Annotated in this window: 22 protein-coding genes, 6 tRNA genes and 3 pseudogenes; 13 read left to right on the forward strand and 18 right to left on the reverse strand. The window is 27.2% G+C overall.

Features of this window, described 5'->3' with window-relative positions; all coding sequences use genetic code 4:
- Window positions 1–69: 69 nt before the first annotated feature.
- Complete coding sequence (locus AAHM76_RS01480) at window positions 70–294, reverse strand: rhodanese-like domain-containing protein (RefSeq protein ID WP_342256363.1); 225 nt, start codon at window positions 292–294, stop codon at window positions 70–72.
- A 107-nt stretch (window positions 295–401) separates the two neighbouring features.
- Between AAHM76_RS01480 and AAHM76_RS01485 the strand changes: the two genes are divergently transcribed.
- From AAHM76_RS01485 to AAHM76_RS01505, 5 genes are all read left to right on the forward strand, one after another.
- Complete coding sequence (locus tag AAHM76_RS01485) at window positions 402–2510, forward strand: polyribonucleotide nucleotidyltransferase (RefSeq protein ID WP_342256364.1); 2109 nt, start codon at window positions 402–404, stop codon at window positions 2508–2510.
- Between the two features lie 79 nt (window positions 2511–2589).
- Entirely contained in the window at window positions 2590–3594 is a 1005-nt protein-coding gene (gene plsX, locus AAHM76_RS01490) for a phosphate acyltransferase PlsX (protein ID WP_342256365.1), read from the forward strand.
- A 7-nt stretch (window positions 3595–3601) separates the two neighbouring features.
- On the forward strand, window positions 3602–4351 hold the full coding sequence (gene rnc / locus AAHM76_RS01495) for a ribonuclease III (protein ID WP_342256366.1): 750 nt from the start codon (window positions 3602–3604) through the stop codon (window positions 4349–4351).
- A 182-nt stretch (window positions 4352–4533) separates the two neighbouring features.
- Entirely contained in the window at window positions 4534–4683 is a 150-nt protein-coding gene (locus tag AAHM76_RS01500; RefSeq protein ID WP_342256367.1) for a hypothetical protein, read from the forward strand.
- Window positions 4684–4751: 68 nt separating this feature from the next.
- Window positions 4752–5351 (forward strand): hypothetical protein, encoded by a 600-nt coding sequence (locus AAHM76_RS01505; RefSeq protein WP_342256368.1) that lies wholly within the window; start codon window positions 4752–4754, stop codon window positions 5349–5351.
- A 206-nt stretch (window positions 5352–5557) separates the two neighbouring features.
- Here the strand turns inward: AAHM76_RS01505 and AAHM76_RS01510 are convergent, their stop codons facing one another.
- The 3 genes from AAHM76_RS01510 to AAHM76_RS01520 all read right to left on the reverse strand — a co-directional run bounded on the left by AAHM76_RS01510 (window position 5558) and on the right by AAHM76_RS01520 (window position 7387).
- Window positions 5558–5776, reverse strand: coding sequence for a transposase (locus AAHM76_RS01510; protein WP_342256369.1), 219 nt, complete (start codon window positions 5774–5776; stop codon window positions 5558–5560).
- A gap of 493 nt (window positions 5777–6269) precedes the next feature.
- On the reverse strand, window positions 6270–6629 hold the full coding sequence (locus tag AAHM76_RS01515; protein ID WP_342256370.1) for a hypothetical protein: 360 nt from the start codon (window positions 6627–6629) through the stop codon (window positions 6270–6272).
- Between the two features lie 119 nt (window positions 6630–6748).
- The gene (locus AAHM76_RS01520) at window positions 6749–7387 is read right to left on the reverse strand and encodes a nitroreductase family protein (protein ID WP_342256371.1); all 639 of its coding nucleotides are present in this window, start codon (window positions 7385–7387) and stop codon (window positions 6749–6751) included.
- A 137-nt stretch (window positions 7388–7524) separates the two neighbouring features.
- Between AAHM76_RS01520 and leuS the strand changes: the two genes are divergently transcribed.
- The 7 genes and pseudogenes from leuS (at window position 7525) to AAHM76_RS01555 (ending at window position 15901) form a co-directional block, all read left to right on the forward strand.
- Window positions 7525–9942: a leucine--tRNA ligase gene (leuS, locus tag AAHM76_RS01525; protein WP_342256372.1), complete on the forward strand. Its 2418-nt coding sequence runs from the start codon at window positions 7525–7527 to the stop codon at window positions 9940–9942.
- A gap of 40 nt (window positions 9943–9982) precedes the next feature.
- Entirely contained in the window at window positions 9983–11062 is a 1080-nt protein-coding gene (locus tag AAHM76_RS01530; RefSeq protein WP_342256373.1) for a hypothetical protein, read from the forward strand.
- Window positions 11063–11125: 63 nt separating this feature from the next.
- The gene (locus AAHM76_RS01535; protein ID WP_342256374.1) at window positions 11126–12016 is read left to right on the forward strand and encodes an NAD(+)/NADH kinase; all 891 of its coding nucleotides are present in this window, start codon (window positions 11126–11128) and stop codon (window positions 12014–12016) included.
- A gap of 770 nt (window positions 12017–12786) precedes the next feature.
- Window positions 12787–13056, forward strand: coding sequence for a hypothetical protein (locus AAHM76_RS01540; RefSeq protein WP_342256375.1), 270 nt, complete (start codon window positions 12787–12789; stop codon window positions 13054–13056).
- Window positions 13043–13882: a hypothetical protein gene (locus tag AAHM76_RS01545; protein WP_342256376.1), complete on the forward strand. Its 840-nt coding sequence runs from the start codon at window positions 13043–13045 to the stop codon at window positions 13880–13882. Before AAHM76_RS01540 ends, AAHM76_RS01545 begins: the two co-directional genes overlap by 14 nt.
- A gap of 485 nt (window positions 13883–14367) precedes the next feature.
- Complete coding sequence (locus AAHM76_RS01550) at window positions 14368–14745, forward strand: hypothetical protein (RefSeq protein WP_342256377.1); 378 nt, start codon at window positions 14368–14370, stop codon at window positions 14743–14745.
- Between the two features lie 44 nt (window positions 14746–14789).
- Window positions 14790–15901 (forward strand): annotated as a pseudogene (locus tag AAHM76_RS01555) (IS3 family transposase).
- A 260-nt stretch (window positions 15902–16161) separates the two neighbouring features.
- Here AAHM76_RS01555 and AAHM76_RS01560 read toward each other — a convergent pair.
- The 3 genes from AAHM76_RS01560 to AAHM76_RS01570 all read right to left on the reverse strand — a co-directional run bounded on the left by AAHM76_RS01560 (window position 16162) and on the right by AAHM76_RS01570 (window position 17323).
- Window positions 16162–16305: a hypothetical protein gene (locus AAHM76_RS01560; protein ID WP_342256378.1), complete on the reverse strand. Its 144-nt coding sequence runs from the start codon at window positions 16303–16305 to the stop codon at window positions 16162–16164.
- 403 nt (window positions 16306–16708) lie between these two features.
- A complete protein-coding gene (trxA, locus tag AAHM76_RS01565; RefSeq protein ID WP_342256379.1) occupies window positions 16709–17020 on the reverse strand; it encodes a thioredoxin in 312 nt (103 codons plus the stop codon).
- Window positions 17021–17074: 54 nt separating this feature from the next.
- Window positions 17075–17323 carry an HAD family hydrolase gene (locus AAHM76_RS01570; protein WP_342256819.1) on the reverse strand — a complete coding sequence of 83 codons (249 nt, stop codon included), beginning with the start codon at window positions 17321–17323 and terminating at the stop codon, window positions 17075–17077.
- A 146-nt stretch (window positions 17324–17469) separates the two neighbouring features.
- On the opposite strand from AAHM76_RS01570, the pseudogene AAHM76_RS01575 reads away from it, so the two are divergent.
- Window positions 17470–18534, forward strand: a pseudogene (locus tag AAHM76_RS01575) (IS3 family transposase).
- Window positions 18535–18542: 8 nt separating this feature from the next.
- Here AAHM76_RS01575 and AAHM76_RS01580 read toward each other — a convergent pair.
- The 11 genes and pseudogenes from AAHM76_RS01580 to AAHM76_RS01625 form a co-directional block, all read right to left on the reverse strand.
- On the reverse strand, window positions 18543–18842 hold the full coding sequence (locus AAHM76_RS01580; RefSeq protein WP_342256380.1) for a hypothetical protein: 300 nt from the start codon (window positions 18840–18842) through the stop codon (window positions 18543–18545).
- A gap of 15 nt (window positions 18843–18857) precedes the next feature.
- Window positions 18858–19969 (reverse strand): IS3 family transposase gene (locus AAHM76_RS01585; RefSeq protein ID WP_342256381.1). Its coding sequence is split into 2 segments (ribosomal slippage): window positions 18858–19726 and window positions 19726–19969, totalling 1113 coding nucleotides; the frame shifts between segments, so codons are not numbered across the junction.
- Window positions 19970–20257: 288 nt separating this feature from the next.
- A tRNA-Leu gene (locus AAHM76_RS01590) sits at window positions 20258–20342 on the reverse strand.
- Between the two features lie 17 nt (window positions 20343–20359).
- Window positions 20360–20435: transfer RNA gene (locus AAHM76_RS01595), tRNA-Lys, on the reverse strand.
- 8 nt (window positions 20436–20443) lie between these two features.
- Window positions 20444–20519 (reverse strand) — tRNA-Thr (locus tag AAHM76_RS01600).
- A gap of 16 nt (window positions 20520–20535) precedes the next feature.
- Window positions 20536–20611, reverse strand: a tRNA-Val gene (locus AAHM76_RS01605).
- A 4-nt stretch (window positions 20612–20615) separates the two neighbouring features.
- Window positions 20616–20691: transfer RNA gene (locus AAHM76_RS01610), tRNA-Glu, on the reverse strand.
- A gap of 33 nt (window positions 20692–20724) precedes the next feature.
- Window positions 20725–20800, reverse strand: a tRNA-Asn gene (locus AAHM76_RS01615).
- Between the two features lie 163 nt (window positions 20801–20963).
- Window positions 20964–21620, reverse strand: coding sequence for a transposase (locus AAHM76_RS01620; protein ID WP_342256382.1), 657 nt, complete (start codon window positions 21618–21620; stop codon window positions 20964–20966).
- A 102-nt stretch (window positions 21621–21722) separates the two neighbouring features.
- Window positions 21723–21926 (reverse strand): annotated as a pseudogene (locus AAHM76_RS08320) (hypothetical protein); the annotation flags it as partial.
- Window positions 21927–22185: 259 nt separating this feature from the next.
- Entirely contained in the window at window positions 22186–23169 is a 984-nt protein-coding gene (locus AAHM76_RS01625; RefSeq protein ID WP_342256383.1) for an IS30 family transposase, read from the reverse strand.
- Between the last annotated feature and the right edge of the window lie 392 nt (window positions 23170–23561).

The following is a 23561-nucleotide window of genomic DNA, read 5'->3' on the forward strand; positions in this document are numbered from 1 at the left end:
ATAACCATAAATCCCAGTTTTTAAAACATAAGCATTATGATATCCTAATTGCCGTAGTTCTAATGCTGCTTAGCTACTGCGATTACCACCATTGCATAATGTAATAATTAATTGGTTTTTGTCTGATAAGTAACGCGATGTATCTTGGAACAAATCAAAAATATAAACATTGATTGAATTTGGAATTTGTCGTAACGCTTTAAATTCAATCTCAGTGCGGTCATCTAATAATAAAGCCCGTTCTTTTTGTGCTTCAAAGATTTCATTATCTATATAGACTGCTTTTTGGTTCATTGTGTACTCCTTATTTTTTTTGTATATTTATATCATATCGTAAATATAAAATAATGTGTGATAAAATTAAGAAGATTAAGTATCACAGAGAGGAATTAAGAGTTTTGATGGCAAAACAAGTATTTAAAAAAAAAATAAATAATCAGGAACTAATTGTTGAGCATGGCCAATTAGCAAAACAAGCAAGTGGTTCAATTTTAGTGCGTTATGGTGAAACTGTTGTTTTAGTAACAGCAACAGTTAATAACAAACTTAGTGAAGGTGATTTTTTTCCTTTAACAGTTGTTTTTCAAGAAAAATTATATTCAGTCGGGAAAATTCCGGGTGGATTTTTAAAACGAGAAGGGAAACCATCTGAATATGGTACTTTATCAGCGCGAGTAATTGACCGTACTTTACGGCCATTATTTTCAGAAAATTTTCGTAATGAAGTTCAAATTGTTATTAATGTTCTTGCTGTTGATAATGATCATGATGTGCGGGTGGTTAGTTTATTTGCGGCATCATTAGCACTTGGCACTTCTAAAATTCCATTTGCTGGTTCAGTAGCGGGAGCATTGGTAACTGTTGATCAAAAAAATAATATTATTATTAATCCAACATTAGAACAAATTAATAATGGCAAAATGGAATTAATTCTTGCCGGAACAGCGGAGGCAATTAATATGGTTGAAGCGGGGGCAAAAGAAGTTTCTGAAAGTTTAGTGTTGCAAGCAATTTTAGCGGGTCATGATGTTATTCAACAATTAATTGCTTTTCAGCATGAAATTATTGCAAAAGTTGGGGTTCCGAAAATGGAAGTTGAGTTGTTTCAAATTCGTCCTGAAATTATTACTTATGTTAATAACAATTATGCAAAAGAGTTAATTACAGCTGCTCGAATTAAAAAAAAAACAAAACGTTATGAAACAATTGAACATTTAGTTGAACAAGCAATTAATAATTATCCTATACTAGTTCCACTTTCAGAAAAAGAACAGAAACAATTGACTGTAGAATTAAAAACAGCCTTACATAATATTATTCGCCAAGAAGTGCGCCGCCAAATTTTAATTGATAAAACACGCTTAGATGGACGAAAATTAGATCAAATTCGCCCATTAAGTAGTAAAATTGATATATTACCAGTTGTTCATGGTAGTGCTTTGTTTACTAGGGGCGAAACACAAGTTTTATCAGTTGTAACATTAGGTGCACTAGGTGAAAATCAAATTATTGATGGAATTACCGATGAAGAAGGTAAACGTTTTATGCATCATTATAACTTTCCGCCATTTTCAGTTGGTGAAACTGGGCAGATTGGTCATCCTTCACGGCGAGAAATTGGTCATGGCGCATTAGGAGAAAAAGCATTATTACAAATTATTCCTAGTGAAAAAGTGTTTCCATATACAATTCGAATTGTTTCCGAAGTTTTAGAATCAAATGGCAGTACTTCACAAGCATCAATTTGTGCTGCTACATTAGCTTTAATGGCGGCTGGAGTGCCAATTACAGCTCCAGTAGTTGGGGTTGCAATGGGTTTAATTAAAGAAAAAAATAACTATACTATTTTGACTGATATTCAAGGGATGGAAGATCATCTTGGTGATATGGACTTTAAAGTAGCCGGAACTGCGAATGGAATTTGTGCCTTACAAATGGATATTAAAATTGCAGGAATTAACAAGGCAATTCTCCAAGAAGCTTTAATGGCGGCAAAAAAAGCGCGGTTAACAATTTTAGATAATGTTTTAGCAACTATTTCTGAACCACGAGCACATTTAGCACCAACAGCACCAAAAATTAAAACATTTATGATTCCTGTTGATAAGATTCGGCAAGTTATTGGTCCGGGTGGTAAAATAATTACAGCTATTATTGAAAAATCAGATGATGTTAAAATTGATATTGAGGATGATGGCCAAGTGACAATTTACCATAAAGAAATCACAGCGATTGAAAAAGCATATCAGTTAATTAAAGCAATTGCAATGCCAGTTATTGTTGGTAAAGAAATAATTGGATCAGTTGTTAAAATTGAAAAATTTGGTGTTTTTGTTAATTTAAAAGAAAATCTTGATGGTTTAATTCATATTTCTAAATTAGCTAAACAGCATGTTGAAAAAGCAGAAGATATTGTTCAATTAAACGATATTGTTAAAGTTAAAGTAATAGAAATTGATGGGAAAGGGAAAATTAAGTTACAATTAATTGAAATATTACCTAAAAAGTAACTTAATTTTTTAATTTTGGTTCTTAAATAAATAACTAAAATATTTGTTATAATTAAATAAAGAGTTAGGAGATTTAATTATGAGTAAAATTGCAATTGATATGATGGGAACTGATTTAGGCATTAAACCAATTATCGACGCTTTGAAAGTTTTTATGAAGAAATATGACGATGTTACTTTTATTTTAATTGGAGCCGAGAAGGAACTGAAGGCTGCCACAGCAGCAGCAAAATTAGATAATACAAAATATGAAATTTTTGCTACAACAGAAGTAATTGCAATGACAGAAGGTATGATTGAAATTCGTCGTAAGCCAAATAGTTCAATGGTTCGTGGAACTGAATTATTGCGTGATCAAAAAGTAAATGCTTTGGTATCCGGTGGTTCAACTGCAGCTTTTTTAGCAGCGTGTCATTTTATTGTGGGGGAAATTTCGGGAGTTTCACGGCCAGCTTTTATGCCTTTTATTCCAACAGTTAACAAGAGAAAGTCTGTTTTAATGCTAGATGTTGGTGCTAATTTAGAAAATGATGCCCAAGATCTTGTTAATTTTGCAATTATGGCTAGTGTTTATGCGCAAGAAATTATGCACAATCCAAAACCAAGCGTGGCAATCTTAAATATTGGTGAAGAAGCATCAAAAGGAAAAGAATATCATAAAGAAGCTTATAAATTATTAACAAATAATAAAAAAATTTTTTTTAAAGGAAATATTGAATCGCGTGATATTACTAGTGATGTTGTTGATATTATTGTAACAGATGGTTTTACTGGTAATATTGCTCTAAAAACATTGGAAGGAATGGCTAAAAATTTAATGGGTGTTATTAAACGCGAATTAACAAAGAATTTTTATCGAAAATTAAAAGCTTTTTCGTTACGAAAATCTTTTCGGGGAGTTCGTGAAACCTTTGATTATCGAAATAATGCAGCGGCATTAGTCTTAGGATTAAAAGCAATTGCTGTTAAAACTCATGGTAGTAGTGATGAAAAATCATGAATTAGTACTTTAGAATTAACTCGTACCGCAGTTGTCAATGATTTTGTACAAAAAATGACAGTAAAATTGTTAAAGGGGGATTAATTATACGATGCAGTTTATAAACAAACAGCCAGAACAACTTTTTTTTGAATTAAAATCTTTTTTTAAACAGTATCATGTTTTTATTAAAGAGCCACAATATTATTTAGAAGCCTTAACCCATAATTCTTATGCAAATGAACATAATTTAAGTTATACTTATCAACGAATGGAATTTTTGGGTGATGCAATTTTAACAAAAGAAATTTCCTTATACTTATTTTTAAGTTTTCCTGATAAAAATGAAGGTGAAATTACTAATTTACGTAGTAAAATTGTTCGTGAAGGAACATTAGCAGAATTAGTTCGTCGAATGAATTGAGCACCTTTCTTATTATTAGGAAAAGGAGAAATTAAAACAAAAGGATATGAAAAAAATCGTATTTTAGCTGATATTTATGAGTCAATGATTGCTGCATTATATCTTGATTTGGGTGAAGAGGTTGTTCGTAATTTTATTAATGATACCCTTATTCAAATGGTTTCTAATCCTGGTTTTTTTGATCAAATTCGAGATTACAAAACTGAATTACAAGAATTTTTACAAGCTGGTGATGCGCGAACATTAGAATATAAATTAATTAAAGAATCGCCACCATTAGAAGGAAATCGAGTTTTATATACTGTGGTTGCAGAAATTGGGGGAATTCGTTATGGCGAAGGATGCGGTTATACTCATAAAGAAGCTGAGCAATTAGCTGCTCGTGATGCGCTACAAAAATTAGCAACAAAATCAAAATATCATTTCGAAAATAAATAACAATGTAATATGATTAAACCAATTTAAATATATAGAGATGAAAAGTAATGATGATAAGACATTTGTTTAAGAATTTTTGATTAAGTTTTACTAGAAATAGTTTACAAGTTTTGGGACTATTTTTAATGTTAGGAATTATTATTACCTTGTTTGGGGGAATGATTATGTAAATCAGTTTAAGTGTGGCTCAATTAGTATTGATTAGTAATGACTTGTATGATACTAATATTTCATTTCAATTTAATCATAATTTAGAAATTGTTTCAAACCATCAAAATTTATCATATGGTTTAAACAATATTAATTATATTAACGAGGAGATGGAGAGTTAGACAATAATAAAGTAGAAAGTCCTTATTTTCAGTTAAAACCAAATGGCAAAGATACTTATCAAATTGTATTGGATTCAGAAAGTAACCAGCCAGGAAAATGACTTGCTTCAAATAGTTCAAATTCATATTTTATGGAACAGTTAAAGGAAAAAGGTGAAGTAATATTAAACTTTAGTACTAATATTGTTCCTGATAGTGTTTATTTTTTTAGTAATGCTGATTATCATGAATTGCTTAGTTATTTACAAAATCCAGCCAACTTAATTTCATTCGTAAGTTCACCAGATAATCCTTGATTAGTAACAGATACATTAATTTTTACTAATGCTTATAAGGATTTTAGTACAAATCAGAAACGAATTTATGACTTACAAACACGTCTTTTAAATTCCGTTATTATTGGTTCAGTTTCTGATCGTGCTCTAATGAGTGAAACAATGCGACTTTACGATATTTTTAAAGCAGAAAACTTTTATATTCAAAGTTTGCAACCATATTATTTGACAACACCAATTATGGTAAAAGGAAATTATCAATATTTTTTAAATTATAAGGTAATCGATGATTACCCTCCAATTATTATTAATAATTCTTATGCTTCACATAATAAAATCGATAGCATTACAAAAGCTGAGATTTTACAAAAAAATATAAATAAAAACAACTAAACAAATTAAATAAATTTACTAAAAACCTAATATTAAGCATTTTTTTTGCATTACTTAATTAATAAGTAAATTTAATTTTGTTTGTTATACTTACAAACCTTAACTTTTTTCTTACTATCGATATTTTGCTTTGTTATTTTTAATGATTGCTATTTTTTGCCGATTATCAGTGCGGCTTGCTTTAAAATGTCATTTTCCATTTCTAATTATTTAACTTTTTTACGTAATTGAATTAATTCGTTTTCTTCTGGCGTTCTATTGTCTTTAGCTTTAAATGAGCCCGAGTTGCTAAATTGGTGATCTCATTTCCAAACAGTAGATTTACCAATTTGATAATCATTGACTAATTGTTCAGGAGTTTGACCCATTTTGTAAAGACCAACAATTTGTTGCTTAAATTCATCATTATAATGATTCTTTGCCATAATTACACCTCCATTGTATTTTAATTATAAATATTTACTCTACATTATTGTTGTCCAATTTATCTTAAACCATCCACAATAATTTAAATAAAACATTTAGAGTGCCAGTTGATTATGTAATTCCAGCACCAAAGCCAGAATCTAAACCAAACTCACAAGGTTAATAGAAAATGAATTTACTAATATTACGAGTTTTAACTTTATTAGTATCTAATTTAGAAAATAAACCTTTAATAAGTAAATTGGTAGTCGGAAAAAAGCTTAGGTTTTATAAAAATTATAAATAAAGTAATTAAATATAAATTAAAGTAATCGCTCTAATAAACGATTACTTTAATTTATATTTAATTACTTTATTTATAATTTTTATAAAACCTAAGCTTTTTTCCGACTACCAAAATTCATAAATTTAAGACAAAACTACTAAATTTTTTAAAAATAAATTATATTGAACATTTATTTTATTGATGTTATAATGATATCAAATAAACTGCTACACTTCATAGTAAAATTTACATCCTAAAATAGAAAACACAACAGCATAAATTAAAGCAAAACCAAAGTTAATTCCAAGCGTAGCAAGCAGAATAAAACCTTTTTTCTTTAAATATCAGACATAACCATTATATTCAGTTTTCAAATGTGAATATTTTGTAATAATATGAAAACCAAGGTCTGCTTGTCAGGGCGCTAATTCTTTTGTTGCATTTAGTTTTCGGAGTGGATTTTTAACTAGAATTCAGTTAGTAATAAACATTACTAAAATAATAATAATTAGAATACCAAAGAAAATTTGGGATAAGTCACTATTACTTAATTGTAATTGTTTTTGACATAATATTAGTGGAATCATGATGCTAACTTGGATTAATAAAAAAATGATATTAGTAATTAAACTAATAATTCAAAAATTTTTAAGAGATGTTTTCATTAGTTAATTAAATTTTTTAGTAAAATTTTTATTGAGTAAGTTTAAAAAATGCTAACAAATTCATCCTCAGCAATTCGTAAGCGAGGGAAACTTGTTCTTTTAACATTATCATCATAATATCCAAATAGCATTCCTAATGATAAATGTCATTTTGTTGGGTCCACAATATTATGTTCTGTAAAGAATGAGGTTGCCTGCAGTGGCATAATTCCGCCCATAATACTTGATCCAATTTTTAATTCAGCAGCTTGTAATGCCATAAAACTAGCGACAATATGTACTTGTTCATCAGAAAACATATCTGGACTTGGATAACTTTTTAAGTAATTACTCATTCCTCGCACATTTGTTTTTAATGTTTCACCACTAAAAATTCGTTCTAAGCGATTGGTTAAAAATTCTTCAGATGTTAAATAATCACCATTTGTTCCTAATAGTAATGCTAAAATTGGGGCATCTTTTATTTTTTGCTGATTGCCAGGCATAAAACAGTTTAATGCTGCTTGTTCTTTTAATTTCTGTTCTTTGATAATAATAACTTTTACTGGTTCTAAGCCATTAGAACTAGGTGCTAAGGCTCCAGTTGTTAAAATTGTTTTTAAATTACTTTCACTAACTGCTTTTGTTTTATCATAGATTTTAATTGCTTTTCGAAACTTTGCTGCTTCTTGCACGCTCATGATTTTCCCCCATTCTGTAATTTATTTATAAATTTATTATACGCTAATAAAAATGTAATTAAAAGTGCTTAAATTACTAACAAATTTCGGAACAATGTTATAATTAAAAATATAAAAATTTAGAAAGGGTAATAAATATGGAATTTTCGCATAAAGAAATTGAACAAAAATGACAACAATATTGAGAAGAACATCAAACTTTTAAAACAACAAATAATTCAGAGCAAAAAGCTTATATTTTAGATATGTTTCCATATCCATCAGGAGCAGGTTTACATGTTGGACATCCAAAAGGATATGTTGCAACTGATGTAATTAGTCGTATGCGAAAATTGCAAGGTTATGATGTTTTGCATCCAATTGGTTGAGATGCATTTGGTTTACCAGCTGAACAATACGCCTTACAAACAGGGAATGATCCAGCGCAATTTACTTTGCAAAACATTGCTAATTTTCGTAACCAATTAAAAGCACTTGGTTTTAGTTATGACTATGAAAAAGAAGTTAATACTTCTTCGCCAGAGTTTTTTAAAACAACACAATTAATTTTTGAATTATTATATCAAAATGGATTAGCTGAGATGTGTGATGTTGATGTTAATTGATGTCCTGAATTAGGTACAGTCTTAGCTAATGAAGAAGTCTTGAATATTAATGGAAAAATGGTTTCTGAACGTGGACATTTTCCAGTTTTTAAGAAACCAATGCGACAATGAGTTTTAAAAATTACTGCCTATGCAGAAAAATTATTAGCAGGATTAGATGAAGTTGATTGACCAGAATCAGTTAAAGAGTTACAACGAAATTGAATTGGAAAAACAGTTGGTGCTGAAATTAAGTTTGCGGTCCAAAATAATCCAGAAATTATTAATGTTTTTATAACCCGTGCTGATACAATTTTTGGTGTTGAGTATCTTGTTTTAGCACCTGAGCATCCATTAGTTTCAAAATTAACAACACCTGAATATGAAGCTGCTGTTACAAAATTTTTAGCAGCAACAAAAGCAAAAACGGACTTAGATCGTCAAGATATTAGTAAAGAAAAAAATGGAATGTTTATTGGTAGTTATGCTATTAATCCAATTAATGAAAAGTTTATTCCAATTTGAATTGCTGATTATGTGTTACCATTTTATGCAACTGGAGCCGTGATGGCTATTCCAGGTCATGATGAACGGGATTATTTATTTGCTTTAAAATATCATTTACCAATTAGTTATGTTGTTGAAGGAAAACATCATAATAAATTACATAATAAATATGGTAAACATATTAATTCTGATTTTTTGAATGGTTTAATGACAGAAGAAGTGACAAAAAAAGCAATTGATGTTTTAACAGCAGCTGGAAAAGCAAAAGTTAAAACTACTTATAAGCTTCGTGATTGGTTATTTTCTCGTCAACGATATTGAGGAGAACCTTTCCCAATTATTCATTGAGAAGACGGTTCAATTAGTTTAATTGATGAAATAGAATTACCGTTAGAATTACCAAAAATGACAAATATTAAACCATCACAAACGGGAGAATCACCATTAGCTAATGCAACAGAATGATTAACTGTTATTGATAGTACCGGAAAAAAAGGCCGCCGAGAAACTAATACGATGCCACAATGAGCAGGTAGTTGTTGATATTATTTAGCTTATATTTTAATGGAAGATAATCAGCTGTTAGATTTACGTAGTTCCAAAGCACAAGCTTTGTTAAAAAAATGATTACCAGTTGATTTATATGTTGGTGGGCAAGAACATGCTGTTTTGCATTTATTATATTCACGTTTTTGACATAAATTTTTATATGACCAAAAATTAGTTCCAACTTCTGAACCATTTTATAAATTAGTTAATCAAGGAATGATTTTAGGGACAGATGGTTCAAAAATGAGTAAATCAAAAGGAAATGTGATTAATCCTGATGATATTATTAAATCACATGGGGCTGATACATTACGTTTATATGAAATGTTTATGGGACCAATTGAAGCATCATTGCCTTTAAATCCAAATGGGTTAGATTCAGCACGAAAATGATTAGATCGAGTTTATCGTCTTATTAAAAATAATAATTTTTCGCAAGATAATAATCATGAGTTAGATTTTGTTTATCATAGAATGGTTAAAAAAGGCACAGAAATGTTAGAAAAATTAAGTTTTAATACAGCAATTTCACAACTAATGGTCTTTATTAATGCTTGTTATAAAATAAAAGGTCCAATTTATCAACCATATTTTGAAGGGTTTACTAAAATGTTTAGTTTGTTTGCCCCACATTTAGCAGAAGAAATTTGAGCAAAATTAAATCAACAATCATCGGTTGCATTGTCAACATGACCAACATATGATGAAAAATATTTACAAAAAAATGAGGTTATAATTGCAGTTCAAGTTAATGGTAAATTACGTGCTAAATTAGAAGTGCCACTTGATACATCAGAAGAAGAATTATCAGCTTTTGCTAAAGCTAATAGCAATGTTCAAACCTTTTTAGATAAGCATGAGATTATTAAAGAAATTATTATTAAAAATAAAATTGTTAATTTTGTTATAAAATAGATAGAAAAAATATTAATTATTTAATCAAAGGAGAAAAGTAATGAAATTTGTTCGTTCTAACAATGGACTATGAGGTTTTTTTGACCCAGCGGGTTCATATCTGCCAGGCGCTGTTTGAACTGACCAGTGATTTTTTAAAGGTCATAATTATGTCTTTCAATTAGTCGGCATTAGTATTTTTGTTTTAATTATTGGCTCATTATTTGTTTGTAGAAAGTATTATGCAAAAACTGTTAATTGAAAATGGTTTCGGATTTCAATCGGGATTTATCAAATTATAACTTATTTCTTAACATATGCGATTTGAGTAACTTATTTAGCAATTGTTTTAAAAACAGAGTGAATTTGAGGACCGGTGGGACATTCGCAAATTCGTGGTTTAAGTGAAGTTATGCCATTACACTTATGTAGTTTACACCAGCTATTATCGGGCTTTATCTTAATTTTTCCTAGTCGAAAATTTTTTGAAGTTGTTGCTCCTTCAGCAATTGTTTTACCAATTTTAGCAATTATAACGCCAGTTAATGGTTATTGAAGTTTAGATAATTTCTTTTACTATAATTACTTTATTCTTCATACATTAATTATTTTTGCTTATTTATATGTTTATAAATATGGTTTAGTTGGAAAGCCTTATAGTGGTTTATTATTTAAATGACAGTTATTATGATTAACATTATTTTCTATTATTGCAGTAATTTGAGACTGAATTTTTAAAACAAACCAATTATTTGTGGGACCAAGTAGCGGTGAACCATGAAACAATGGCGGTTTTAATGTTGGTGGTTGAAATACAAACTTTATTGGTGCAAAATATATGTGGCCATTTGCTTGATTACCAATGTTTTTCTTAGGGATTGTAATTGTTTCATTAACCCATATTTTATTATTTTATCTACCACAAAGTTTTTTATATGATAAAAAAACAAAAAAATTAGAATCTGTTCCTCGCGGCGTATGTAATAAATTTCATGCTAAAGAAAGATTAACTTACATTACTTTTACTTTTAAATATATTTTTTGACCAGATAATAAAATTCATTATCATATTAATCAAAATAATTTATTAAAATTTACTGATATTGAATTATTAACAATTCGCAATAAGAATAATAGTTAGCTTTGCTAACTATTATTTATTTAATTAAGTTTTCAATTTAAAATAAAGGTATAATATAAGTAAATGAAAGAAAAGGTTGTGAGAACAATGGTTAAATATGCAATTATTGCAAATGATTATCAAGAATCAACACAGTTAGTTAATAAAATTAGCAAACTTTTACAAGAAAATCATTTAAAAGAAGATCTTAGTAACCCACAGTATGTTTTTATCATTGGCGGAGATGGAACTTTATTAAGAGCGGTTAATAAATTTCAAGATATCATTGATAAAGTTTTTTTTATTGTAATTAAATCTGGTTCATTAGGATTTTATGCCAACTATGATGAAAATACTTATCCTAAAGCAATTAAAGCAATTATTAATAATAAAGTTCATATTCGCCAAATGCCATTATTAGAAATTAAATATAATGGTAATCTTATTTGCTATGCACTAAATGAAGCAAAAGTTGTTGACCATGTTAAAACAATTTGTACTGACATTTATGTTAATAATGATTTATTGGAGCATTTCCGGGGAAGTGGCCTTGTTTTTGCAACTAAAACTGGTTCAACAGGTTATATGCGAGCAATTAATGGTTCCATTATTGCGGCTAATATTTCAACTCTATGGCAATTAAAAGAAATTGCTCCGGTGGCAAATTCAACTTTTTCCACAATTAACGCTTCAATTATTTTAGACCAAGATCAAATAATAAGGTTAAATGGTGAGTTGAAAGGAAAAAGTTTAGTCATTGATACTTATGAATCAGAAATTTTAAGTTCCGATGTAGAGTTAAAAATTAGTCAAAAAACATTAAACTTATGCTATGATAAAGAAAATGATTTGAGTCTAATTGCGAAGATGAAGTTATTATTTGCTCATTGCAATGATAACAGAGGAGAGGCGCCCTGTGCGATGAACCGTCAAAAAAACAATTATTGTGAGATTGTTTTTTTATTTTTCTATTAAAAAAATAAATTTATTTGCATTATTCATCGGATAGTATCTTTAAATTTAGAACTTTTATCATAAAAACAGATGTTATTCTGTTTTCCCTACACAAAATAAATGATATTTTTATAAATTTCCTTTCAATAAAGGTATTATCCGTTGAATAATACAACGCTTAAAACTTAATATTTTGATACTTAAAGATGGATAACTCATCTATGGCACGAAGCCTTAAAGAAAGTGTGAAAGCAAATGGATTTATTCCTATTTATTTCTTTAATTCTCGGCAAGATTAATCACTTGCGAAATGTCAGAACACGTGTTTTTTGGCTTGTTTTCATAAAAAGAGTGCTGTTAAACCGAAAAAAACAATATCGGACACTAAAAAAACAAGAGGGTTGGAGCTCCAAAAGGTTATTTTCTTTATATAAAGTTGTCTAGGGGTGGATGAAACGCAATTAATAACTGGGTAAACTTTTTTTGTTTATTTCCGTAGGGGGATAAACTCTGTTTAAATATCCTACCGCCTCCGCTCACTCCCAAAGTGAAGCGGGCGGCGAAGTAAATAAATAATAAAATACAAAATACATTATTTACTAAATATCAAAATATTAACCAATAAAAAAATATTTTTTTACAAAAAGGAAAATATTTGATGAAAAAATGAAATAAAAAAATTGAAAGTAAATTACAATAATTAATGATATGAGCTTATCCAGTTTCAGTAGATGAAATAACTGATGAATATTGAGCATTAGGCAAAACTAATTAATGAAAGGATTATTATAATGACAGAATATAAAAGTTTGTATATTAATAAAACTTGAAATGAAATAACAACTTCATTTGATTGAATTAATTGTAACCTTGTTAATTGTCGTATTTCTCATCATAAAAATCATTATGATTTGCAATGTTTAGAATTAGCAAAAATGTACTTAAATTTATTTAAAAATAAATGAGATGTAATTGCTTCTTATATGCAGCATTACAAAATTAACGATATTTTATATTTGGCTTCCGATGGATGAAAAATATTACAAATTGACAAAAAATAAACCAAATAAATTAAAATATATTATTGCAATTGACCCTGCTGGAGGTGGGCAAACTGGTATTATTATTTATAATGTTTTGCAACAGAAAATAATTAATAATATTACTTTTCATTCTAAAAACGAAGAAGAAGCAATAAATAATATCTATTTAATATTAAACAACTTTCAAAAGAAAACTTGTTCTTATTTAAATAAAGTTCTTGTAATAATTGAAGATTATCAACTTCATAAGGGATTAAAAATAACAAACCCACTATCTAAACCTAAATTTATCAGTGGTTTAAAAGTTTTATGCAAATACCTATTTAATTTAAAATATGTTTTACAATCACCAGTTGCTAAGAAAAATTATAGCTATAAAGGAAATATTAAAATGACAGAGCATGAACACGATGCATGAAAACATTTACAATATTTTTTAACAAAAGGAGTTTATAAAAATGGTACAAACAAAAAGCAATTTATTGAAAAAACAGTTAGCAGTAAAACAAAAAATAAAAGAGTTAATAAATTAGAATTAACTGTTAGATTAAACGAAAACCCGATTAAAACTAAGATTAAAGCGCTTGTTGCTGGTGGGGTTGAAGTTGATGCATGTTCTGCTAAATGTCAGTGAGAGGTATTAAATTATTCAACATTATCAATATATAATTCGCCAATTGCATCTGAGTTTTTGAAATTAAGAAAAGATGATGAAATAAAAATTAAAGGCTCGGTATTTAATCAACTAAATTTAAAAACTAAACGTTATTTTTTATCTTTTCGGGTAGATAGCTTTGAAATTATAAAAAAAGCAATTAGAAAAAGAACAAATATCAAAAAATAAGGAAGTGAAGAAATGATAAAAAATGTAAAGTATGTTCTAATTGATGAAAACAATGAACCGATTAAAAATGAGAATGATAGTTTTAATATCAAAACTGCATAAGTTATTTTAGAGAATTCTGAAGAAATTACTGAATTTAATGCAAGTAATTTAGAAAATAGTAATCAGCAAATCAACGAATTACAAACAAAAAACACTAAATTAATTTCACAATTAGAACAACAAACCCTACAATTAAAACAAATTGAAATTAATAATTTTAATAATTCTTTAACTGATAATGAATAATTTAAAAACGTCTTATTAAAATCTTATGATATTAACTATGATATTGTAGTAATTAAAACACACTTACAAAGTGTTTGTGATTAATTAATCAAAGTACAAATCGTTAATACCGGCGGCGCACAAAAAACAGAAAACAACGAAAATAATATTATCGATGAAGATAATGTATTTAATAAATAGAAAGAAGGAATAAAACTATGGCACAAAATCCACAAAGAATTTTTGATGATATTGTTAATCAAGCAACAAAAAATGATCGTGAATCATTTGATCAATGATATTTACAAACTTATCAACAAAAATTTAGTTGAGAGGCACTATTTGCTTGAAAAGAAGCCAATAAATTTGGCTTAACATATAAAAGAAAGAAAAATATTAAATATAATGAAGGTTTAGGATCAAACGGAAAAGTATTTAATACCGATGATAATTTATTAAAATATTCAACAGTTGAATTTGAAGATGAAATTGTTGAATTAGATACAATTTTAACTTTTGCTCGTAAATTAGACCCCGTAGAAAGTGAATTTAATCCTAATGGATATGCTACAATTATTAGGACCATAATTATATAGACTTCAAAATTAGATAAAATTATTAAGAAAGAAGGAATATAAAAATGGGAAATAAAACTTCATACTCTGAAGAATTTAAAAAACAAATTGTCATGCTATATAAAAATGGTAAAAGTGTTATTAATCTAGGGCAAGAATATAATTTACCAAAACCAACTATTTATAGTTGAGTTAAAAATTATAATAATTCTGGTTCATTTAAAGCAAAAGACAATCGCACACTAGAAGAAAATGAAATAATAACTTTACGAAAATAACTTAAAGACTTGAAAATGGAAAATGACATTTTAAAGCAAGCCGCACTGATAATGGCCAAAAAATAACAATAATTAATAACAACAAAACAAAATATTCAGTAAGAAAAATATGTAAGATTTTGGGTTTATTAAAATCAACGTATTATTATCAAACTAATAAATGTATTAACAAGCAAGTTAATAATTATGAACAAGAAATTATCAGTGCCTTTAATAAAAGTCGCAAAATTTATGGGGCTCGCAAAATTAAAGTTATTTTAAATAGAAAATATATCATCTTATCGCGGCGAAAAATCAGATTCTTTATGATCAAAAATAATTTGGTTTCTAAATACACCAAATTAAAATATCATAATCATAAAACAACAGTCAATAATGATCAAATTAATAATATTTTAAATCGTCAATTTAACAACAAAAAACCTAATGAAGTTATTGTTAGTGATTTAACATATGTTCAAGTTGGCGCTAAATGACATTATATTTGTTTATTAATTGACTTGTTTAATCGTGAAATAATTGGTTATAGTGCTGGGTCGAATAAAACAGCCGAACTGGCCCAACAAGCTTTTCATAAAATAACACGACCATTAAATCAAATAACTCTATTTCATACTGATCGTGGTAATGAGTTTAAAAATAAAATCATTGATGAAATTTTAATAACTTTTAATATTAAAAGATCATTAAGCAATAAAGGTTGCCCTTATGATAATGCTGTGGCTGAAACAACTTACAAAACTTTTAAAACCGAATTTATTAAGGGTAAAAAATTTAAAAATTTAACACAATTAAAATACGAAATTTTTGATTTTGTGCATTGATATAACAATATTCGAATTCATGGCAGTTTAAATTATTTATCTCCAGTTACTTTTAGAAAACAAATGTCTATATAAAAAGTGTCCTAAAAAGTATTGCCATTCCATATTTCCAAAATTTTACACATTCATTTGACATTATATTTGCGCCGTAAATCACAAATAATTCTAAATTTTTTCTTTTTCGATAAGACGACAAACTTTTTTATGTCTTCTGATAAGTTAATATATTCAATTAATTCTTCTCGCGACATTAAATTTATATCAACATTTTTTTCTCTTCTTGGTTTATGTTTATGTGTTGTAGCTTGTTTACCATTTCCTCATTTTAAACCATATTACCCATGTTTTTTAAATTCACTTCGCCATCGAATAATAGTAGTATAGTTAATATTAAATTTTTTGATTGTTTTATTAATCCCATATTTATTTGAATATTTAATTGCTTTAATTTTTTCTTCTTTACTTCATTGTTTGGACATAAAAAATGAACATCTCCTTTAAAATAATTTAACAAATAATAACTCATTTTGAGTTCTTTTTTTGTGTCTATTTTATTTTAGATGTTCATAATTAAGTGTTTTTATTGTAAAATATTTTTTTAATTTTATAAAAATCCTTAGATAAATTAGGTTATAATTGTTGATTTAATAAATTTTTTATTTAAAAAGTTCATTACTATATTTTCATTAAATTAAACATTGTACATTAAAGATTAAATATCCTACTTTAAAACTTTTGTTTCTTCTTTTTGTTTTTTTGCAGCTTCTTTACGAGCTAAGATTTTCGCCGCTTTTTGCTCTGCCATTAAACGGCGGCGTTTTTTCATTGACATTGCCATTTTTTATTCACCTTCTCTTTTTTAAATTATTAGTAAAAACTTTGTTAACTTAATAAATCTTGTTCAATTTCGTTAGCAGTTACAAATCCTGTTTTACGTTTTAATTCATTTCCATTTTGAAAGGTAATTAATGTTGGTATTGATAAAATTCCATAATTCTGAGCAAGATCTTGTAAAACATCAACATTAACTTTAATAAAATTAACATCACTACGCTTTTTTGCTAATTCATTAATAATTGGAGCAATCATTTTACATGGCCCACATCAATCAGCATAAAAATCAACTAAAGTTAACTTTGCATCACCAATTGTTTTTTCGAATTCATCAATATTTTTTATTTCATTTACAGCCATTTTAATTCTCTCCTTTACTGAATTCTCTTGCTTTTTTATCATATCATAAAAGTACTATTTTTTTAATAAAAACTGTTGCAAATATTTTGCTGGCCCATTTTCACGATTTGATAATGTTACTTCATTCGCCATTGTTTTTAACTCATCAATCGCATTGCTAACCGCAATCCCAACTCCAGCTTGGCGAATTAATTCAAGATCATTATAAGAATCACCAAATGAATAAGTTTGACTAATATCAATTCTAATGTGATGGGATAAAAATTGCAAGGCACTATCTTTTGGAATCTCATTGCAAGCAATTTCAAAAACACGGTTTGGATAGAGGCTACAATTATTAGGACCATAATTATATAGACTTCAAAATTAGATAAAATTATTAAGAAAGAAAGAATATAAAAATGGGAAATAAAACTTCATACTCTGAATAATTTAAAAAACAAATTGTCATGCTATATAAAAATGGTCAAAAGTGTTATTAATCTAGGGTAAGAATATAATTTACCAAAACCAACTATTTATAGTTGAGTTAAAAATTATAATAATTCTGGTTCATTTAAAGCAAAAGACAATCGCACATTAGAAGAAAATGAAATAATAACTTTACGAAAAGAACTTAAAGACTTGAAAATGGAAAATGACATTTTAAAGCAAGCCGCACTGATAATGGCCAAAAAATAACAATAATTAATAACAACAAAACAAAATATTCAGTAAGAAAAATATGTAAGATTTTGGGTTTATCAAAATTAACGTATTATTATCAAACTAATAAATGTATTAACAAGCGAGTTAATAATTATGAACAAGAAATTATCAGTGCCTTTAATAAAAGTCGCAAAATTTATGGGGCTCGCAAAATTAAAGTTATTTTAAACAGAAAAGATATCATCTTATCGCGGCGAAAAATCAGATTCTTTATGATCAAAAATAATTTGGTTTCTAAATACACCAAATTAAAATATCATAATCATAAAACAACAGTCAATAATGACCAAATTAATAATATTTTAAATCGTCAATTTAACAACAAAAAACCTAATGAAGTTATTGTTAGTGATTTAACATATGTTAAAGTTGGCGCTAAATGACATTATATTTTTTTATTAATTGACTTGTTTAATCGTGAAATAATTGGTTATAGTGCTGGGCCGAATAAAACAGCCGAACTGGTCCAACAAGCTTTTCATAAAATAACACGACCATTAAATCAAATAACTCTATTTCATACTGATCGTGGTAATGAGTTTAAAAATAAAATCATTGATGAAATTTTAATAACTTTTAATATTAAAAGATCATTAAGCAATAAAGGCTGCCCTTATGATAATGCTGTGGCTGAAACAACTTACAAAACTTTTAAAACTGAATTTATTAAGGGTAAAAAATTTAAAAATTTAACACAATTAAAATACGAACTTTTTGATTTTGTGCATTGATATAACAATATTCGAATTCATGGCAGTTTAAATTATTTATCTCCAGTTACTTTTAGAAAACAAATGTCTATATAAAAAGTGTCCTAAAAAGTGTTGCCATTCCAATTATTATATTGAGTAATATCTAATTGCGGTAATAATTGTCGTAACTTTGTCATTAATTCATTAGCAGCCTTATCATCTAAGGACTGATGGGCAATAACACTAGCATGCGTAATATCTTCTGTAATATCAGTCGCCTTGGTAATAATTTTATATTTTGTTCGCATTATTTTTGATCAATAATAAGAATTCTCACCATATTTGTAAACATAAGTACTATTATTACTAAAAAAATGAACTTTATATTTGCGATAAGTAAAATCAAAATAAAATGACAACAATTTTTAGGACACTTTTTATATAGACATTTGTTTTCTAAAAGTAACTGGAGATAAATAATTTAAACTGCCATGAATTCGAATATTGTTATATCAATGCACAAAATCAAAAAGTTCGTATTTTAATTGTGTTAAATTTTTAAATTTTTTACCCTTAATAAATTCAGTTTTAAAAGTTTTGTAAGTTGTTTCAGCCACAGCATTATCATAAGGGCATCCTTTATTGCTTAATGATCTTTTAATATTAAAAGTTATTAAAATTTCATCAATGATTTTATTTTTAAACTCATTACCACGATCAGTATGAAATAGAGTTATTTGATTTAATGGTCGTGTTATTTTATGAAAAGCTTGTTGGAACAGTTCGGCTGTTTTATTCGGCCCAGCACTATAACCAATTATTTCACGATTAAACAAGTCAATTAATAAACAAATATAATGTCATTTAGCGCCAACTTGAACATATGTTAAATCACTAACAATAACTTCATTAGGTTTTTTGTTGTTAAATTGACGATTTAAAATATTATTAATTTGGTCATTATTGACTGTTGTTTTATGATTATGATATTTTAATTTGGTGTATTTAGAAACAAAATTATTTTTGATCATAAAGAATCTGATTTTTCGCCGCGATAAGATGATATCTTTTCTGTTTAAAATAACTTTAATTTTGCGAGCCCCATAAATTTTGCGACTTTTATTAAAGGCACTGATAATTTCTTGTTCATAATTATTAACTTGCTTGTTAATACATTTATTAGTTTGATAATAATACGTTGATTTTGATAAACCCAAAATCTTACATGTTTTTCTTACTGAATATTTTGTTTTGTTGTTATTAATTATTGTTATTTTTTGGCAATTATCAGTGCGGCTTGCTTTAAAATGTCATTTTCCATTTTCAAGTCTTTAAGTTCTTTTCGTAAAGTTATTATTTCATTTTCTTCTAGTGTGCGATTGTCTTTTGCTTTAAATGAACCAGAATTATTATAATTTTTAACTCAACTATAAATAGTTGGTTTTGGTAAATTATATTCTTGCCCTAGATTAATAACACTTTTACCATTTTTATATAGCATGACAATTTGTTTTTTAAATTCTTCAGAGTATGAAGTTTTATTTCCCATTTTTATATTCCTTCTTTCTTAATAATTTTATCTAATTTTGAAGTCTATATAATTATGGTCCTAATAATTGTAGCCTATCCAATGAATGATATTGATTTATAACAATCATTAACATCACATATTTTTTGTTGTTTAATTATCATTACCTCCTTTTAGAGATTTTTTTATTTCAAATAAAAAAACAATTCTTTAATAATAGTTGTTTTGTTATAATTGGTTTACACTATACATATTTATAATTTTATAAATAAAAAACACTCTGAAAGTGCTAATTTGTTTTTTTAATTATGGTCCGGGTGAAGGGACTTGAACCCCCACGAGTTACCCCGCCAGATCCTAAGTCTGGTGCGTCTGCCAATTCCGCCACACCCGGTTACTCCGTTTTAAAAATGGTCTCCTGTAAAAGAATTGAACCTTTGACCCACTGGTTAAAAGCCAGTTGCTCTACCGACTGAGCCAACAGGAGACAGGCAATGGTGCTGGCTAGAAGAATTGAACTCCCAAACTACTGATTACAAGTCAGTTGCTCTACCTATTGAGCTAAGCCAGCTTATTAATATAAAAAATGGTCGGGTGTAACGGACTTGAACCGCTGACCACCTGCTTGTAAGGCAGGCGCTCTCCCAACTGAGCTAACACCCGAAAATGGTGACCTGTACGGGGTTTGAACCCGTGAATGCATGCGTGAAAGGCATGTGTGTTAACCGCTTCACCAACAGGCCGGTAAATATTGATAAAAATTTTCAAAAAAATAATGGCGCCTAGTGCAGGACTCGAACCTGCGACCGATCGGTTAACAGCCGAGTGCTCTACCGACTGAGCTAACTAGGCATGGCATATCTTTTTAGCCTTACTCATTATATACTAAAAATGAAAAAACAAGCAACTATTTTTTTTAATTTTGTAGAAAACTCTTGATGAAATAAAAAAAAACATCAATATGATAACTTTAAAAGAAAATTATATAAACTTTTAATATTGTTATTTAACTTTTTTATACGTTAAAATATAATACCGATGATTGTTGGTTTAATGTTAAACCTTTATGCTGGTATTTTCATTTTCAGAGATTTAAATAATTTTGAATGTTCGTGAAACCTAAGCCATGATAATGAATTAAGGATTCTTTAAGATTTGATTGTAATTTACTAATTTTATTTAACTTCCGATAACTAGCATCAGGATTTGTACTAGTTTTAGTTGCTAATAAAATAGAATTTGTTTGTTTTGATACTAATAAATATAATGGTTGCATGTCAGAAATAATAATTGAATTTTCTTTGATTAATTGTTTATTAATATTTTCAATAATTCACTGTTTTTGTAATCGTTTTGTGTTGGTTGATTTAACATAAATATTATTATTGCTATCAACAGCCATTTGAACACAACATTTAGTGTTGGTTGAAAATGAATCAAGATGAATTTTTCTTTTATCAAATTTATCTTTAAAATTACCTTTGTAGATTTCTTTAATAAATGTTTCATCGATTTGAATTTGGCCATTTAACGTTTTAAATTTTAATTGGGTGTTTTCTAATTGTTTTGATTTCATTATTTTTTGGCGATTATATCAAGCGGTTTTCGGTGATGTTTTAATAAAGCGGGAAATCATTTTACTAGATTGGCCTAATAATGAAATTTGAATCAATAAATTTCACTGTTCATATTTTAAATGACTTCAATACGTAAAATGATCACGAAAAGCATCAAAACTAGCACGAAATTTTTTGCATAAATATTTTTGTTTTCCTTCAGTATTATGACCATTTTTAACACAATAAAAAGATTGACAATTAGGACATTTAATACCTTTATCCCTAAATTTTTGTTCAATTTCATTTAAGCGTTTTTGTTTTTTAATTAATTCTGCTTCTTTTTTGACTTTTTCATGAAATTCTAAAAATTGATCATCTGTTAAACTATTTATTAATTCTTCAATTATTTTTTTCTTTAATTATTCACCTCTTATATTAAAAATATACCTAATTTTAGGTATATTTTATAAATATCAATAGTTTTCTACAAAATTAAAGTTTTTTTGTATTATGTAAATTCAAGCAGCAAATTCTGTCTCTTGTTATTATGATAATAACATCATTTAAAATAAATGCAACTATTTTTTTAAAAAAAATAAAATATTTGTAAGTTTAGTCTATTTTAAACATATTTAAGCACACTGAAAAATAATTTATTAAATTTTACTTCAAATAAACTTATTTAAAATTCTCTAAAAATACTTCTTTAGATGTTCTTCAATTTAAACAAGGCCTTAATTTTTCATTTATAACATCAACTACTCAATCTATTTTTTGTTGAGTAACAAGGTTAAAATCTGTTCCCTTAAGGTATCTTTTCCTAAATTCACGGTTTATTCTTTCAATTAAGGGTTTTTGTTTAGGTGAACCTGGGTCACAATAATAAACATTAGCTCCAGCAATCTTTTCCATTTCTTCAAATTTACTAAATTCTTTTCCTCTATCTGTTATTATTCCTTTAATTTTTCCAACTAAATCATTAATTCTAACTATATGTTCAATTTTTTCTAAAACTTCATTAGCAGTATGTTCTTCTAATTTCATAGCAAAGTATTTTTTGCTTGATTGCTCAACTAATACTAAACAACTAGATTGATGTTCTTTACCAACTACCGTATCCATTTCAAATCAACCAACATTAGATTGTTTATTTTCAATATCTCAAATTGATCTAAATCTTTCATCTAATTTTCCGCGATTATCAGGTCTTTTCTTTGTTCTATTTCTTCTACCACCATTTAATAAATTTTTCTTTAACAAACCCAAAAGACCTAAATAAATTCATTTATAAAATGTTTTAAGACAAGCAGAAAATTTGACACAAAACTTTATTAAAAATCGTTGAATAATTTCTGCTGGTGAATCGTAAAGAATATTAAATCGTAAATTTAAAAATTCTTGTTGTTCGTCTGTAAATGTGGGCAGTTTTTTAATACATTTTTTTCTTTTTTGTTTATAATCTTTTTGTGCTTCAACTGGCATATAATCTTCTACCTTTTTAAATCGATTTATTTCTCTTTTAATAGTATTAACTGCACGACCCGTTTGTCTTGATATTTCAGATAAATTAAGTGTGCCATTCTTCTTTTTACAATTATCAGATAATAATAAATCTTTAAATAAATTTCGTTCATCATATTTTACATGTTTATATTTTTGCATTTTTCTGTCTCCAATTCTTTTTAAAATATTTATAACATTAAATTAAAAATTATTGACAAATTATTTTTATAGGTATATAATTTAAATAATAAACAGTAAGTAAATTCTGTCTCTTAAAGCTGTTTATAAAAAAAATAAAGTAATTAAGTTTACTTTTTTTTATTTTGGTGTAAAATATAGATAATAAAAAAGAACTTGTGAGAGTTCTTTTGTATATTTAACAGAATTTTATACTCTTTTATTTAATCATATTCATTAAATAATAGCAATTTTAATATGCAAAAAGGAGCAAAAAATGAAAGAATTTAATCCAAAAACAAGCAAGTTTAAGCACATTTAATCGTAAAATAGATGAATTTTGAGCCAATAAGAAACCTAATATTCCCTATACT

Origin of the sequence: Spiroplasma endosymbiont of Poecilobothrus nobilitatus (assembly GCF_964030655.1) — a bacterium.
Classification (GTDB): domain Bacteria; phylum Bacillota_I; class Bacilli_A; order Mycoplasmatales; family Mycoplasmataceae; genus Spiroplasma.